Source organism: Gimesia chilikensis, assembly GCF_007744075.1.
GTDB lineage: Bacteria > Planctomycetota > Planctomycetia > Planctomycetales > Planctomycetaceae > Gimesia > Gimesia chilikensis_A.
The window spans coordinates 6,646,736-6,660,890 of the sequence record NZ_CP036266.1; the positions used below are offsets into that span (position 1 = coordinate 6,646,736).

Here is a 14,155-nt window from a genome sequence, read left to right on the forward strand (position 1 = left end):
AGTTTTAATTAGATTCACCGAAACTAAAACAGGCTCTTTCCCGTTTACCCAAAACCGGAAAGAGCCCGAAAATCAACAACCGGAGCGGTTATGGCAGCTCAGCAATTTCCAGATCAAGGTGTCCGTCGTTGTCACGCAGCACAACGATTTCCTTTTTCTGCAGCTTATCGATGTGCACGGCACCAGAGAGCTGATCGACAATTTCAATGCCATTGGGCCCCTGTTTCTGTTTCACATCGCGGCGAGCCGCTTCCTCATTGATGTCCTCGGCTTCGAGGTAATCCATGTTGACGCGAACACCCCACCACTTACTGGGTCCGTACATGCTCTTCTGCCAGTGGAAGCGGAACGTGTTCGTCAGCAGCCATTCCTTGCCGTTACTTTCGTAAGTCAGCATGTCCAGCGGACGGTTACCCGACCCGAGTTCGACGACACTGGTTCCTTTGACCTTGCTGCCGGACTGCAGTTCATCCAGGGGGAACTTGGCAATCGGCGTGCAGGCGAACGCACCGACAATATAGTTCTTACCTTTATTCGAATAAGGTACGAATGACTGGATCGGGGCCTTGGTTTCCCAGCGACGATGAGCCACATGATAGGTTTCGGCACTGAAGATCTCAGCCGAGGTGTCATGCGTCAGCGGCAGCGGGATCGAGTAAATCTTGTTGGCGAATTCTTCGTTCGACTGTGCTGCTGCCAGCAGACGATCACTGGCCAGTGCGACGCCGGTGATGTTGCGAATTTTGGATTTTTCACCGCCGGGGAGTGAGACCTGGATATAGTCGACATTCGACAGATCGAAGTTTTTGACTTTCCCCTGCGCGTCAATCACCAGAATCGCTGGTTGATTGTCGGTCGTGCGTTTGACGGAGAGATAGACTTTACCACTCTGTGAATTGACGGCCATGTCGGCAATGTCGATCTGAGCGGGTTCGACACCCAGGCTGGCCGCTACCGCGACATCAATCTGGGGTACTTTCTGCTCCAGCTTCTGCAGAGGTCCCGCATCGTGAGTATCAATAACTGTAATTGTCGCTTTCGCAGGGTCCGCCACCACCAGCAATCCGCCGGGTCCGAATGTAATTTTTCCCACCGATTTCAAACCGGGGTTTCCGGTCTGCACATCCTTGAGATACTTACTCGCCGCATCTTTGCTCACGCCGGCCTGAAGCGCCGGTCCACTTGAGAGCAGCAACATCAGTGCAACCACACTGAGGCCCGCTTTCATGATTTGCGATCTGATCATCAAACTGATTCCTGAAAAAAGTCACTCGAAATAGTGGGGCTCCTCATCTCTTCCAACGAAATTCAATCGTAATTTCTGAGAATTGAGAGTCAACAACTTTGTAACAGGAAACAGAGTTTATAGCGATTCTTCACATCGGACCGCTCAGGCAGCCCAGTCAAGCAGAACCAGCCGAAACAGGAATCGTCGGGGTTCGTGCTTGACAGAACCGACACATAAACTGTTATAATTATGTTCCTTCCTGAGTTCTGGACGCGCGCAGAACGGGAGTGACTACCAGCTTGAGTCATACGGACAATCAGACCCGATTGTCATCCTCGATCAACGCCTGCCTCTAATCGCGAGAAACCTTCAGCAATGGTCGTTTCCCGTCGTACCATCACCGGCCTGCTGTGCAACTGTCTGATTGTCTGCCTGTACTTCACCACCGTCAGCCATGCTGCAGACTCTCCCGCTGTACAGAAATCTGTTGTTTACGAAGACACCGTCCTGCCGATCTTTCAGAAACACTGCGTCAAATGCCATAGTCAGAAAAACCGCAAAGCGGAATTCGATCTGAGCTCAACCGCCGGCCTGCTTAAGGGGGGCGAATCAGGAGCAGGGCTCGTCGCAGGTCAGCCGGAAGAGAGTCTGCTCTATGATTATCTGCACGAAGAGCTGATGCCCCCTGAAGGGGAGACACCGCTTTCGAAAGCCGAAATCGAAACCGTACGCCTGTGGATCAGCGGCGGACTCAAGTTCAAAGCAGTGCCCCAGTCTGTCGCGGAAACCCGAATTTCGCAGCACGATGTAATTCCGATCCTCTATCGCCGATGTGTGATGTGCCACGGCCCGGAGTATCAGGAAGGGGGACTCGACCTGCGAACCAAGGCAGCCATGCTGACCGGCGGTAACGCAGGTCCTACGGTCATTACAGGTCAGCCCGACGAGAGCCCGTTGGTTAAATATATTGTAGAGAAGACCTGCCCTCCTAAAGCGGAGATCAGCCGCGCCGGAATCGAACCGATGCCCGCCGCGGAACTGGAAACGGTGAAAACCTGGATCGCCGAAGGTCTAAATGAAGATAATAAGAGTGAACCGTTTCGCCTCGACCAGGACCCGCTGGTCACAACGGAGGATCGTCAGTTCTGGTCCTTCCAGCCTCCCCAGCAGGTCACTCCGCCCGCAGTCAAACATCAGCCCCTGGTGAAAAATCCGATCGATGCCTTCCTGCTTCGTAAACTGGAAGCAGCTGATCTCTCCTATGCCCCCGAAGCAGACAAGCGGACGTTGATCCGCCGCGCAACGTATGCCTTAACAGGACTGCCTCCCACACAAGCTGAAGTACAGGCATTTCTCGCGGATGAAAGTCCGGACGCCTATGAAAAACTGGTTGATCGTCTGCTCGCGTCTCCCCGTTATGGTGAGAAGTGGGGTCAGTTCTGGCTCGACCTGGCGGGCTACGCGGATTCCGAGGGAAAACGGAGTGCCGACCTGATCCGCAAATACGCGTATCGCTACCGGGATTATGTGATCCAGTCTTTTGGTGAAGACAAACCTTACGATGTCTTTCTCACCGAACAGCTGGCCGGCGATGAACTGGTCGATCATCAGCACACTGCTGAAGTCACTCCTGAACTGATTGAAAAGCTGGTGGCGACCGGCTTTCTAAGAATGGCGCCCGATGGGACTTCAGCCAACCCGGTGAATCGAGTGACTGACCGTCTGGAAGTCATTTCGGATGAACTCGACGTGCTGTACCGCAGTGTGCTGGGCCTGACGATGAACTGTGCCCGCTGTCACAGTCATAAGTACGATCCGATTCCGCAGCGCGACTATTACCGTTCCATGGCGATCTTTAAGGGAGCCTACGACGAGTACGACTGGATGACGCCGCAGCCTTTCAGCAACCAGTGGAAGCGGGCCCGCAGTCGTCTGTTGACCCTGGTTCCCAAGGAAGAACAGGCCGCCATCGATCAGCACAATGCACCGATCGAAGCCAAAATTGCAGACGTCGAATCGAAACTCAAAGACAAGAAACTGGACAAGTCGGAAAAGAAGAAACTCGACAAAGAGCTTAAGGACTTGAAATCCTCTCTCAAAACCCCGGAAATGATTCGGGCCCTCTGGGACCGGGGGCGTCCTTCGCCGACCTATATCTACCGCCGTGGCGACGAGATGCAACCGACCCGTCCTGTGGAACCGGGGCCGCCGTCCGCGATTGCTGAGGGCATCTCGCCTTATCGCATTGATCCTTCCCTGCAGACCGATGAGAAAACCGGACGCAGACTGGCGTTTGCCCGCTGGTTGACGCAGCCCGACCATCCCTTAACGTCACGGGTGATTGTGAATCGCATCTGGCACAAACATTTTGGTACCGGACTGGTGAAGAGTATCGACAACTTTGGCGCCCTGGGCACGCCTCCCAGCCATCCCGAACTGCTGGACTGGCTGGCGGTCGAATTCGTGCAACAGGGCTGGCAGTTCAAAAAACTGCATCGGCTGATCATGACCTCGCGTGCCTACCGGCAGTCATCTTCAGTCACGCCGGAACTGGAGAAACAGGATCCGGAAAACGAACTGCTTTCCCGTATGCCACTCAGACGACTTGAAGCAGAGGAACTACGCGACGCCCTGATCTTCACTGCCGGTGAACTCGACGAGACGAAATATGGTCAGCCGGTCGCCGTGGAAGTCCGGAAAGATGGTCTGGTAACCGCGAAGCGGAGTAAAGATGGCTGGCGACGCAGCGTTTATGTCCGTCACCGCCGAAAAGAAATGCCGACCTTCCTGGAAGTGTTTGACCTGCCCCAGATGAACCCGAACTGCACCGAACGTAAGATTTCCAACGTCGTTTCCCAGCCCCTGCTGCTGGTCAACAATAAAATGGTACACGAACTGGCGGTCTACTTTGCGGATCGAGTACGGAAGCAGGCGGGAGACGATCCCGCTCAACAGATTAAGCTGGCTTACCAGTTGGCCTACCAGCGTCCCCCTGCTGAGACAGAACTTGCGCTGGCCCTCGACTCGCTGAAGTTACTGAATCCCCCTGCTGATAAAGATTCCGAACAGGACTCCCGTCCTGCTGATGGATTTACTGAATACTGCCACGTGTTGCTCAACTCCGCCGAATTTCTTTACATCGACTGAGAAGACATGACCGTTCCTCCGCTACAAAATGAACTGCTGACTGAACTTTCCCGTCGTCGCTTTTTTGATCGCATGACAGACGGTCTGTGTGGCGTTGCACTGTCTTCCCTGCTGGGGCAGCGGGCCTTCGGAGCAGAAACGCATCGCGCCAAGAATCTTCCAGAGAACCTGCAACCACGACGTCCGCATTTCACTCCCCGCGCCACATCAGTCATTCATCTCTGCATGCAGGGCGGCCCCAGCCAGGTTGACTTGTTCGATCCCAAGCCCGCCTTGAAGAAGTATCACGGACAGACCGCTCCCCGCGAACTGACCGGCAACGCAGTATTCGAAACCGACCGCACCGGGAAACTGATGCAGAGCCCGTTTGAATTCAAGCGGCACGGCAAGTCGGGGGCCTGGGTTTCCAATGCGCTGCCGCACATTGCGCAGGAAGTGGACGAGATGACGATTGTCCGCTCGATGTACAACGTGCATCCCAACCACGAACCGGCCATTTACAAAATGCAATCCGGCCAGACGTTTCCCGGGCATCCGGTGCTCGGTTCCTGGGTCACCTACGGGTTGGGGAATGAAAATCAGAATCTGCCCGCTTACGTGGTGCTCGCTGATCCCACCAATCGACTGCCTGTCAACAACGTGGATAACTGGATGTCGGGTTATCTCTCGCCCCTCTACCAGGGAACGCGAATGAAATCGACGGGCTCTCCGCTGTTAAACCTGGCTCCCGATTACGCTCACGCCGAGCAGGTCAGTCGTAACAAGCAACAGCTGCTAAAACAACTCGACCGCATGCATCAGAAACAACGCCCCGGTCAGCAGGAACTGGAAGCCCGCATACAGAATTACGAGATGGCTGCCAACATGCAGCTCGAAGCGACCGAGACACTCGACCTGGCACAGGAGACGCAGGAAACCCTGGCCATGTATGGCATCGATCAGCAGGAGACTGAAAGTTTCGGCAGACGCTGCCTGCTGGCCCGACGTCTGGTCGAGAAAGGAGTTCGCTTCGTTCAGCTTTATACCCGCACGCAACTCTGGGATAACCATTCCAAAATTGCGAACTCCTTGCAGAGTGCCTGTGGCCAGACCGACCTCCCGGTCGCGGGACTGCTCAAAGACCTGCGTCAGCGGGGACTGCTCGATTCAACGCTGGTCCTCTGGGGTGGTGAGTTCGGACGTCTGCCGACGGCCCAGATCACCAACAACGCCCAGATGAAACTCGCCGGCCGCGATCACGGTCCCTACGGTTTCACAGCCTGGATGGCGGGTGGGGGAGTCAAACGGGGGCTGGTTTACGGCAGCACTGATGAAGTCGGCTACGCTTCCGTGGAGAACCGCGTCAGCATCCAGGACTGGCACGCGACCATTCTGCATCTGCTGGGCATGGATCATGAAAGACTCGTCTACCAGCGTAACGGCCTGGGCGAACGGCTGACGCATCAGTTCGAAACGAATGTGGTCCACGATATCATCGCCTGACCGCATCGCTGTTTTCATCTGCTCTTCTTGAGATCTTCACTGGGGCCCGCTAGCATGAGTCCTGATCTTTTTTCTGGAGTCTCAACTGATGAAATTTGTCTACGCGTTGCTGTTCGCTCTCAATCTGCTGACGGTACTTCCTGCTGAGGAACCTTCCTTTTTAAAGAACGGGGTCACCGCCCACCGCGGCAATTCCGTTGCCTGGCCGGAAAATACCATCCCCGCCTTTGAAAGTGGAATCTTAGCGGGTGCGGACTGGCTGGAACTCGATATCTTTCTCACGAAGGACGGCAAGCTGGTCGTCACGCATGACAAGACCACGAAGCGGGTGGGTGATCAGAACCGGGAAGTAGCCGATTCCACATATGCAGAACTGAAAACGATTGACGTCGCTACCGACTTCCGTCGCAGAAAGCAGCTGACCAAAACAGAATGCCCACCCCAGCGGATGCCGTTGCTCGAAGAAGTACTGTTACTCGTTAAGCAACAGAACAAAACACGTGTTTCGCTGCAGCCCAAGGCCGACTGTGTCAAAGAGGCGGTTGCACTGGTCAAGCGTCTGAAGATGGAGCCCTGGGTCGGTTTCAATGACGGGAACCTGAATTTTATGACCCAGGTCAAACAGCTGGCTCCTGAGATCCCTGTCTTCTGGGATCGTGGCGCGGATACCGATATCGCAGCCGACATCAAGATTGCCAGGCAGCGCGGCTTTGAAGCCCTGGTTCTGCATCACAGCGGGATCACTCCAGAAAAAGTCCAGCAGATTAAAGCCGCCGGCCTCGAACCGGGCGCCTGGACTGTCAACGATCCCGATTTGATGCAGCAACTGCTCAAGCAGGGCGTCGAACGCATTTATACCGACGATCCCAGCCTGCTGCTGGAATTGAAAAATCGGTAACTCCTGCCTCTGAAACAAATTCACCTCGCACTCTCTTCTCATTATGTGATCTTTTCACAGTTTCTCCTTGCACTCCCGCCTGAACTGTGAAACAATCACAGTTCAGTTTGATTTTTTGATGTTCCGTCATGGGAGAGTGTTAAATGGAGCAGCCCAATCAGAATGAGCTGGAGGTTCTGCGCCTGTTGTGGAACAAAGCGCCGCAAAAGCCGGGTGAAATCCAGGAGTCCTTCGGCTGGGAAATCGATAACGGCACCTTGCGCAGCGTGCTGGTGAGCATGGTCGAGCGAGGGATGCTCACGCGTCAGCGCGAAGGCCGGGCGTATCTGTATGCCCCCAAGCTCAAGCGGGAAACGCACCTGCGACAGATGGTACGTCGGCTGGCGGAAGTCTTTACCGGTGGCTCGACCGGACAGCTGTTGATGGAGCTGGCTGAAAAGGAGCGTCTGAATCCCGAAGAACTCAAACAGCTCAAGAAAATTGCCCGCGGCGAAAAGTAAGCGACAATCTGCTACACTGAAACAGACCACAGATTCCCACTCTGAAAGGATCTGCGATGGATATATCTGAGCTACTGCTAAACACACTGCTCCGCCTGACTCTGCTGCTGGCAGTCGGGTGGCTGATTCTGTACTCGCTTTCCGCAGTCAATCCGCGCTGGCCGGTATTCTGGACCCGCTTTCTGTCTGTCGCCTGCCTGCTGTTTCCGCTGGTCTGTTATTTCATACCACCTCTGGGGCTGGCGATCTTACCCCCCGTGGAAACAGAGAGAACAGAAGCCGTTGTCGAGAGTGCCCCCGATATGAAGCCTCCCGCTCTCACTGCCCAGACCGAATCCGTTTCGAAAACCCTGACAAAAGAAACACAAACGACTCTCCTCGTACCGCAAGAATCACCTGCGACGGAGCACAGCAATCCGCTGCCCCTGAAACAGGAACCCGAGATCGCGATATCCTCGAGCACGACGCCCTCCGGCAATGTGGAACCAAAAGAAGTGATTTCTAAAACTCCCCCGATCCCATCTACTACCGCAGTTCACCAGCAACCAGCATCAGACAAGTCTTCCCTGTCAAAAAGCACCTGGCTCGCCCTTGTCTGGCTAGCAGGCATGATGGTTCTCTTAATCAGACTCAGCTGGCAGGTACGCCGGGCAACCGTTCTGCGCAAACATTCTGAGCTGGTCCCCGATCACATACAACAACAGTGTCAGTCCCTGGCAGACCGCCTCAGTATAATAGGCACACCTCGGGTGCGGTACTCGACTGAGATCGAAAGCCCCTGTACTGCGGGCGTCTTTCGGCCGGTAATCTATCTCCCCCGCATATGGTTTGAAGCACTGTCGGCAGAGGAACAGTCGGCCATCCTGATGCATGAACTCGCGCATGTGGCCGGACGCGATGTGTTCTGGAATCTGGTCACCCATCTGACCCAGGCGGTTTACTGGTTTCATCCACTGGCCTGGAGATTGCCGCACCGGCATCGTCTGGCCTGTGAGCATTTATCAGACGCGCAGGCCGCTGATGCCATCAGCAGTCTCAGTGAATATCGGCGTCTGCTGGCACACTGGGCTCTGCGGAGACAGGGAGCGGAATCCCGTCTGGCTGCGCTGGCGATGGCGGACCGTTCACAAATGCTGCGGCGGCTCAAGTGGCTCGAACGCCCGGCTGACGTCGATCGACTTCCGCTTGCCTGGCGGTATGGTTTTGGAATGCTCGCGTTCCTTTCTGCGGTCGTCGTGGCGACGGTTCACTTCAGTCCGCAGGTGCTTGCGCAAAAACCGGATGCCCCTCAGAAAGCAAAGCAGGCAGAAACGAAAGAGAAAACAGATAAACCCCAGGCAGAGAAAAAGAAACCGGCTGCCCGGAAGGTTCGAAAACCGGGGAAACCCGACATTAATCTGAAGCAGACATCGCCGAAAATCGTGAAAGTTGTCGACGAACAAGATCGGCCCATTGCCGGTGCCAAAGTTCGTGTTGGCTGGTGGGAAGATAATGAAGGGGACATGCTGGGGAAAATCACGATCAATCCTCCCGTCACGAATCAGAAGGGCGAGGTCACAATTCAGGTTCCCGAGGGAGCCGCCCGGGCACAGATCTCTGCCGAGGCTGAAGGCTATGCCAAAGCGGGCACGCAATATTCTCTCAACGGCAACCCAAAGTTGGTTCTGCAGCCGGGACGCATCATTCGCGTGAAAGCGGTCGATACTCAAGGCCAACTGCTGCCCGAGGCCTATCCCGTACTGGAAAACAATCGTGTGATCGGACGCGAGTTCAAACAGGACGCTCGGCGGCTCGGTTACTTTACTTCTCCGGTTGTCAAACTGGACCGCCGCTGGATGCGGGTTGTGGCCAGCAACGAAGACCGGCCGGTGCTCTTCAGTCACCTGATCGATGTCACTAATCCGGAACGCGTGGAAGAGGACGGTACGATTGTGGCGATTCTCGAACCAGGTATCCGGCTGGAGGGTCGCCTGGACGACTCAGTTCCCCGGCCGATTAAATACGGTTGTGTGGAGCTCTACATTAATGAAGGGCAGGACCATAAGATCGGTGGCGGCTGGACCTGGCAGCAGACTGCGCCCGTCAAAGAAGATGGGACGTTTGAATTCGATTCTCTGCCGACCGGGGGGCACGTACAGCTCTTCGCCCTGGTTGATGGTTATCAGTCGACGCGACCAACGCCCGAGGAATTGAAAAATTACCTGAAGCTGCATGACGCCGGGAAAGCTTCCGTCCTCGACAATGCCTTCGAACGACACGATGCCTTCTGGCCGCACCTGTTTCCGCTCACGCCGGGACTGTATAAGACCGAGGTGGAACTTCCCTGCACGCCAACTACGTCCCTGAATGTCAAAGTGGTCGACCCCATCGGCCAGCCAATCGAAGGCGCCGAAGTCAAATTCAATCCCAACGGGCTGTTTTTTGGAGGGAAGCTGTTTATTCCTGCCACGGAAGTCTGGTCGATGGCAAACCAAATCATCGCTCCTGATAAGGAGGCACGCAAGCAGCGCTTAGAGTGGGCACAAGAGACCTTTCTGCGCGTCAAAACCGATGCGGAGGGAATCGCCCGGGTCCGGAATCTACCCGCCGACGATCGGGAATCGTACAAGGTTACTGCGGACGGTTATCAGATGCCCGTCTATCCAACCTCTTCCCTCGACGATCCTGCGCGCTATGCGCTGATTGATCTCGCAGGTGGTCAGACGCTGCGACGAACGATTACCATGGAGAAGTATGTTCCCAGTTCGCCTCGAAAAATAATGGTTGTCAATCGTCAGGCGGAGCCGGTATCCGACATCAAAATTACCGTCAGTGAGATTGCATTTGAAAATGCCCCCGACGACTGGCAACTCTGGGCTTCACAGCGGTTTGGACCGCTGGCGACAGGGGAATCGGACAAGGACGGCAACGTCCAGTTACGTGTTCCCCTGGAAGTGAACGGAGAAGCGGTTTCCCGTTTGCGGATTACGATACAGGGACGCATCGAACAGAAAGGGCAGGACGCGTATGTGCAACGCAAACGCCTGATTATTCCCCGCGAAGCCGACGGGCGGGTGGTGGTGCTGACCAACTCAGATGAAAAACCAAAAGAAAAATATGCGTTCTATGATGTCGCGGTCGACTACCTGCAGTCTTCAGAACTGTTGAGCAACTCCCCGCAAGTATTGATTCAAAAGTTGCAGAAACAAGCGTCTCTGATCGTGTTGAAGCAGTTACTCTCTTTGAACGACTTCGAAGCTGCCACACCGCTAAAATTTACGAGCAAGTGGAACCTGGTAGGAACTGACAGTACCAGAAGATCGGAACGGGTCGCCATTACGACGCTTCCCACTGACCAGGGTGAGCGTGTGGTTGTACTCTGTGAAGTCCGTCCCCGTGGTGCCAGTTGGGACGTGAAACCGAAACAGCGATTTCCTCCCAAGGCAGCGTTTATTTTTAATCCGGAAGGTACGCTGATCCGAATGCTGGGTGGCTGGGCATCTTCCAGCGGCAGTTACAATAACCTGATGCTCTCTAACCTGGGTGGGGCCGACGATTATTTTATCTCGACCTCTGCGTTTGAACCGCACGGTCCCTTTGAATATATCCAGCGCTGGTACCAGCTCGGTAAGGAAGACAAACCGGCACTCACCTTTTATGGCTATGCGAATGCGACCGCCTGGAATGCCAAACCGGGCCCCTCAAAACCACTGGCCGAATTTGGTTATCTCGATTTGAAATTTAATGGCAGAGATATGGAACATCTTGTCTGCGGCGTGTTGCCCAATGGGACTCTGGCTCCCCGGATGCTGATCTGGGATGGTGTTCGCGATCAGTTCATCGCGCCAGTTCAGGAAAGTGTGGACGATAAACCTCTCTACAAGGTTGATCTCCAGAACTCGCATCAGTTCAAACCGCTTGAGGTGAAACCCGGCGAACTGGTTGTGGCCGGTGGTCGTCGCGACTTAAAAAACTGGCATGCCTGGAACTGCGTTATTCCGAAAGGTCAGACTGCCAGAGTGAGGTTGTTCTCTGTGGATGAATCCGGGGAGAAGCCGGTCGAGACAGAGTATTTCACCCGGGAACTTCCTGCCGGTCAGCATCATCTGCAACTGCAGTTAGCTGACGATGAGAAAGAGCAGAGCGAGTCAGCAGCAAATCTGTGGATTGATGATTCGGCGAAAGAGTCATTGACGGTTCCCCGTGTCCCTGTCGCCGACGTACCATCGGTCGCAGGTGTCCCCATCTCCCGCACAGGGAAAACAGAACTGGATCTGTTCAACCGCGCAACCACTCAGAAACAGCAACGCCTGATCTGGCGGATGGAACTGCAGGGAAAGTCCGCGGATTGATACACAGGACCAATATTAATTCCCGAACAATATAGTTGACACGTAAAGTATAACGGCATAGCATTCCCTTCGACGGGTCGAAGCGGCTGATCCTGCAGATGGCTCTCAGAGACAGACAGCCGCAGAATGGACTTTTTGCGAGGGGAATATCATGAGCGATTACGAGGTTTTGTTTCAGCCACTTACTGTAGGCGCGTTGACTCTACCCAACCGGATTCTCATGGCACCGCTCACACGGGCCCGGGCCACAGACCGTGTTCCCAACCCGTTAATGGTTGAGTACTACACGCAACGGGCCTCTGCCGGTCTGATTATTTCTGAAGCGACCGCCATCAGTGCCCAGGGTTACGGCTGGCACGGTGCCCCTGCGATGTACACCGACGAACAGGAAGCAGGCTGGCGTGAAGTCACCAGTGCCGTGCATGCCGCCGATGGTCGGATCTTCCTGCAACTCTGGCACATGGGACGGCAGTCGCATCCCGATTATCACAACGGTCAGTTGCCAGTCGCCCCCAGCCCGATCGCAGTTCAGGGGGATGCCCACACACCAACGGGGAAGCAGCCCTATGTTGTGCCGCGCGAGCTGAGCTTATCGGAAATCGACGCCATCTATGAAGACTATGCTACCGCCACCAAACGGGCACGTTCTGCAGGCTTTGATGGTGTGGAGATTCATGGCGCAAACGGCTACCTGATCGATCAGTTCCTGCGTGATTCTTCGAACCAGCGGACCGACGACTTTGGGGGCTCCATCGAGAATCGCATGCGTTTTCTGCAAGGGGTGATTGAAGCGGTGGTCGAGGCCTGGTCGGCAGACCGGACCGGGTTACGGCTCAGTCCAACGATGAACGATAAAGGGATGGGGGACAGCGATCCGATCGCGTTGTACTCACAGGTGGCTGAGGCACTGAATCAATATGAGCTGGCCTACGTCCATACTGCCGAAGCGATTCAGCCGGGGCGGCTCTATAATCCGAATGTACCGCGTGTGACTCCCGTTATCCGCGAAGCTTACCAGGGAGTGTTGATCACCAACGGCGGATATGACAGAGTTTCTGCGACTGAGGCCATCGCAAAAGGGGATGCGGATGCCATCGCTTTTGGCCAGAAGTTTATCGCCAATCCCGATCTGCCGGAGCGATTGCGGACCGACGCCAGCCTGAATGATCCCGATCCAAGCACCTACTACTCGACGGGTCCAGAGGGCTATGTCGACTATCCTTCACTGGCGGAAAGCAGCGCTTCCTGAAACGGGAATCTCAACAGACACTCAGGTTTTTACAAAATCCGGGACGCTGCGGTTGGGCAGATTCCATTCGATGCGTCCCAGCAACAGATCGCCTTTGGCCTTGTTCCGCGGCATCCATTCACCGACGGTCACACACGATTCGTCCGGGCTGATGTTGGTGACATCGAAGTTCCCCATCAGCGCAACATTGTTGGGATCGTCCACGCCATCCCCGACGAGCGGTAGGGCGACCCGTTCGGTGTCGCGGATCAGGCAGAGCTTTTCCGGATCGACCTGAGCCACCCAGAGGGGAGATCGCCAGCGGATGATGTTTTTGTTTGTCTCATCTTTACGAGTGTAGACCAGGAACAGTCCGTCGGAATGAGTGAGCCAGTGCTGCTGCGTGGTGGACATTCCAATTGGCGTGCCGTCGTCAAACGCCCAGGCGGTCTTTCGCTGATAATTCAAACCATCCGGGCTGACCGCGACGTAGCCGTGTCCATCTTCGGCACGAATTGTCATGAAGTATTGGTTATCAAAGCGGGCGATAGACGGTTCGAGCAGGCCCCGGCCGACTTTGTTCTCCAGGGGCGGGCCGACTTCGCGAATCTTGAGTGTCGTGCCGTCAAAGGCACAACGTACACCGGCCACCATGCGGGGCTGTTTGCCCGCGCCGAAGGTGAAGGACATCAGGATATCGCCGTCTGGCATCACGAGTCGCTGTCCACAATTATTGGTATAGATCTCGGCACCGCGGGGATCATCCCACTGCAGGATCTTGCGTTCCGACCACTGGCCGTCTTTGTCTCGCGTGACGTAGACGGGGTAGCGGGCCAGCTGATCGCCGCGGGCAAAGCGGGGACCGCGATAGAAGACGACGTGCCCCAACGCGAGAACAGTTCCGGTCTGCGGATGATATTGCGGCGTCACATCACAGACGCCCGCTTTAAGACCGGGATGCTCCTTGACCGGATCCCGACCGAGTGCGGCAATGGGTGCCGGCTCTTTCCAGGTCTTGCCCCGATCCGTCGATTCAGTCCAGTGCACCTGTCCGAAGTAATCCGAGCCGCCTATCTCCTGCAGGTTCAACAGAAACGTCGCGTTCCCCTCAGCCCCGGGAACCATACACCCCCGCGGATGAAACCAGGTGACGCCAGCACCATCGCGATTGCGAAAGAGCGTTTCTTTCGAAATGGAGCCGATCAGCGGCTTCGATTCCGCAGCCTGCAACGAAGCCGTCCCCGCAGCAGAGGCCGCGGCCAGAGAACAGAGTGAGGTGTGGAGGAAATCACGACGGTTGAGAGGCGGGGTCATGGGTGGGACTTTCTGATGACAGTGAAT

General features: G+C 55.5%; 8 protein-coding genes. 6 read left to right on the forward strand and 2 right to left on the reverse strand.

Annotated elements, in window-relative coordinates; translation table 11 throughout:
• Positions 1 to 88: 88 nt before the first annotated feature.
• Positions 89 to 1,246, reverse strand: coding sequence for a hypothetical protein (locus tag HG66A1_RS25125; protein ID WP_145190680.1), 1,158 nt, complete (start codon positions 1,244 to 1,246; stop codon positions 89 to 91).
• Positions 1,247 to 1,603: 357 nt separating this feature from the next.
• Between HG66A1_RS25125 and HG66A1_RS25130 the strand changes: the two genes are divergently transcribed.
• From HG66A1_RS25130 to HG66A1_RS25155, 6 genes are all read left to right on the forward strand, one after another.
• Positions 1,604 to 4,375: a PSD1 and planctomycete cytochrome C domain-containing protein gene (locus tag HG66A1_RS25130; protein ID WP_145190683.1), complete on the forward strand. Its 2,772-nt coding sequence runs from the start codon at positions 1,604 to 1,606 to the stop codon at positions 4,373 to 4,375.
• 6 nt (positions 4,376 to 4,381) lie between these two features.
• The gene (locus tag HG66A1_RS25135; RefSeq protein ID WP_145190686.1) at positions 4,382 to 5,857 is read left to right on the forward strand and encodes a DUF1501 domain-containing protein; all 1,476 of its coding nucleotides are present in this window, start codon (positions 4,382 to 4,384) and stop codon (positions 5,855 to 5,857) included.
• A gap of 88 nt (positions 5,858 to 5,945) precedes the next feature.
• On the forward strand, positions 5,946 to 6,755 hold the full coding sequence (locus tag HG66A1_RS25140) for a glycerophosphodiester phosphodiesterase (RefSeq protein WP_145190689.1): 810 nt from the start codon (positions 5,946 to 5,948) through the stop codon (positions 6,753 to 6,755).
• 143 nt (positions 6,756 to 6,898) lie between these two features.
• A complete protein-coding gene (locus HG66A1_RS25145) occupies positions 6,899 to 7,255 on the forward strand; it encodes a BlaI/MecI/CopY family transcriptional regulator (RefSeq protein ID WP_145190692.1) in 357 nt (118 codons plus the stop codon).
• Positions 7,256 to 7,311: 56 nt separating this feature from the next.
• Positions 7,312 to 11,586: a M56 family metallopeptidase gene (locus tag HG66A1_RS25150; RefSeq protein ID WP_145190695.1), complete on the forward strand. Its 4,275-nt coding sequence runs from the start codon at positions 7,312 to 7,314 to the stop codon at positions 11,584 to 11,586.
• Positions 11,587 to 11,737: 151 nt separating this feature from the next.
• Positions 11,738 to 12,835, forward strand: a complete 1,098-nt coding sequence (locus HG66A1_RS25155; RefSeq protein WP_145190698.1) for an alkene reductase — start codon at positions 11,738 to 11,740, stop codon at positions 12,833 to 12,835.
• Positions 12,836 to 12,856: 21 nt separating this feature from the next.
• Here the strand turns inward: HG66A1_RS25155 and HG66A1_RS25160 are convergent, their stop codons facing one another.
• Positions 12,857 to 14,128 (reverse strand): sialidase family protein, encoded by a 1,272-nt coding sequence (locus tag HG66A1_RS25160; protein WP_145190701.1) that lies wholly within the window; start codon positions 14,126 to 14,128, stop codon positions 12,857 to 12,859.
• Between the last annotated feature and the right edge of the window lie 27 nt (positions 14,129 to 14,155).

Coding starts and splice junctions, on each gene's coding strand:
- HG66A1_RS25125 (WP_145190680.1), bottom strand. CDS start 1,246: ATGATCAGATCGCAAATCATGAAAGCGGGCCTCAGTGTGGTTGCACTG.
- HG66A1_RS25130 (WP_145190683.1), top strand. CDS start 1,604: ATGGTCGTTTCCCGTCGTACCATCACCGGCCTGCTGTGCAACTGTCTG.
- HG66A1_RS25135 (WP_145190686.1), top strand. CDS start 4,382: ATGACCGTTCCTCCGCTACAAAATGAACTGCTGACTGAACTTTCCCGT.
- HG66A1_RS25140 (WP_145190689.1), top strand. CDS start 5,946: ATGAAATTTGTCTACGCGTTGCTGTTCGCTCTCAATCTGCTGACGGTA.
- HG66A1_RS25145 (WP_145190692.1), top strand. CDS start 6,899: ATGGAGCAGCCCAATCAGAATGAGCTGGAGGTTCTGCGCCTGTTGTGG.
- HG66A1_RS25150 (WP_145190695.1), top strand. CDS start 7,312: ATGGATATATCTGAGCTACTGCTAAACACACTGCTCCGCCTGACTCTG.
- HG66A1_RS25155 (WP_145190698.1), top strand. CDS start 11,738: ATGAGCGATTACGAGGTTTTGTTTCAGCCACTTACTGTAGGCGCGTTG.
- HG66A1_RS25160 (WP_145190701.1), bottom strand. CDS start 14,128: ATGACCCCGCCTCTCAACCGTCGTGATTTCCTCCACACCTCACTCTGT.